Below are 1785 nucleotides of genomic sequence, written 5' to 3'. Positions count from 1 at the left end.
TCGTGGTAGGCCCCGATCAGGGCGCCGAGGTCGACGAGGTCCTCGGGCTGGGCTGGGGTTCCGGCGCGGGGGTGCATACGACGATCCTGCCCACCCGCGCGCCGGAACCCCAGCCCAGCCCGAGGACCTCGTCGACATCGACGCCCTGATCGGGGCCTACTACGACCTCGAGCCCGACGTCACCGACCCCGGCCAGAAGGTCGTGTTCGGCACCAGCGGCCACCGCGGCAGCGCGTTCAACCGGGCGTTCAACGAGGCGCACATCGTCGCGATCACCGCGGCCATCGCCGAGTACCGCCGCAGCCAGGGCACGGACGGGCCGCTGTTCATCGGGCGGGACACGCACGGGCTGTCCGACCCCGCGCAGCGCACCGCGATCGAGGTGCTCGTCGCGGCGGGCGTCGAGGTGCACGTCGACGCGCGCGACTCGTGGACCCCGACGCCGGCGGTCAGCCTCGCGATCCTGCGCCACAACGGCGCCGCGACCAGCGAGGGCGTGCGCACGCACGGGCCGGGGCTCGCGGACGGCATCGTCGTGACCCCGTCCCACAACCCGCCCACCGACGGCGGGTTCAAGTACAACCCTCCGCACGGCGGCCCCGCGGGCTCGGAGGAGACGACGACGATCGCCGCGCGGGCCAACGAGATCCTCGCGACCGGCTGGCGCGCGATCCCCCGCGTCCCGTACGAGCGCGCGATCTCCTCGGAGCTGGTGCGCCGGCACGACTACCTGACCTCGTACGTCGACGACCTCGCGAACATGATCGACTTCGACGCGATCCGCTCCGCGGGCGTGCGGATCGGCGCGGACCCGCTCGGCGGCGCGGCGGTCGAGTACTGGGGTGCGATCGGCGAGCGCTACGGCCTGGACCTCACGGTGGTGAACCCTGAGGTCGACCCGCGCTGGCCGTTCATGACGCTCGACTGGGACGGCAAGATCCGCATGGACTGCTCGTCGCCGTACGCCATGGCGTCGCTGGTCAACCGCATGACCGCGGGCGACGGTCCCGCGCCGTACGACATCGCCACGGGCAACGACGCCGACTCCGACCGGCACGGGGTCGTCACCCCCGACGGCGGGCTGATGAACCCCAACCACTACCTCGCGGTGATGATCGACTACCTGTACGGCGGCGCGCGCCCGGGCTGGCCGGCAGGTGCGGCGATCGGCAAGACGCTCGTGTCGTCGTCGCTGATCGACCGGGTCGGTGCGCGGCTGGGGCGGCAGGTCATCGAGGTGCCCGTCGGGTTCAAGTGGTTCGTGCCGGGGCTCATCGACGGGTCGGTCGGGTTCGGCGGCGAGGAGTCCGCCGGGGCGTCGTTCCTGCGCACCGACGGGACCGTGTGGACCACCGACAAGGACGGTCCCATCGCGGCGCTGCTCGCCTCGGAGATCCTCGCGACGACCGGCAAGTCCCCGTCGCAGCGGCACCGCGAGCTCGTCGAGGAGTTCGGCGAGTCCTGGTACGCGCGGGTGGACGCCGAGGCGACGCGCGAGCAGAAGGCGACGCTCGCCAAGCTCTCGCCGGAGCAGGTCGCGGCGACCACGCTCGCGGGCGACGAGATCACGGCCCGTCTCACCGCGGCACCGGGCAACGGCGCGGCGATCGGCGGCCTCAAGGTCACGACGAAGAACGCGTGGTTCGCCGCGCGCCCGTCGGGCACCGAGGACGTCTACAAGATCTACGCCGAGTCGTTCGTCTCCGCCGAGCACCTGGCCCAGGTCCAGTCCGAGGCCAAGGACGTCGTCTCGGCCGCCCTCGACGCCTGACCCCACCCCACACC

At 72.6% G+C, this 1785-nt stretch carries 1 protein-coding gene; it reads left to right on the top strand.

What is annotated here, in order from left to right; genetic code table 11:
* The first annotated feature begins 52 nt into the window (after positions 1–52).
* Positions 53–1771, top strand: a complete 1719-nt coding sequence (pgm, locus tag AW16_RS0116605) for a phosphoglucomutase (alpha-D-glucose-1,6-bisphosphate-dependent) (protein ID WP_051682044.1) — start codon at positions 53–55, stop codon at positions 1769–1771.
* The last annotated feature ends 14 nt before the right edge of the window (positions 1772–1785 follow it).

The organism is Cellulomonas sp. HZM, assembly GCF_000708885.1.
Classification (GTDB): Bacteria; Actinomycetota; Actinomycetes; order Actinomycetales; family Cellulomonadaceae; genus Cellulomonas.
The sequence above is the reverse complement of the archived record's forward strand: the minus strand, read 5'-3'. Positions and strand labels throughout refer to the sequence as shown.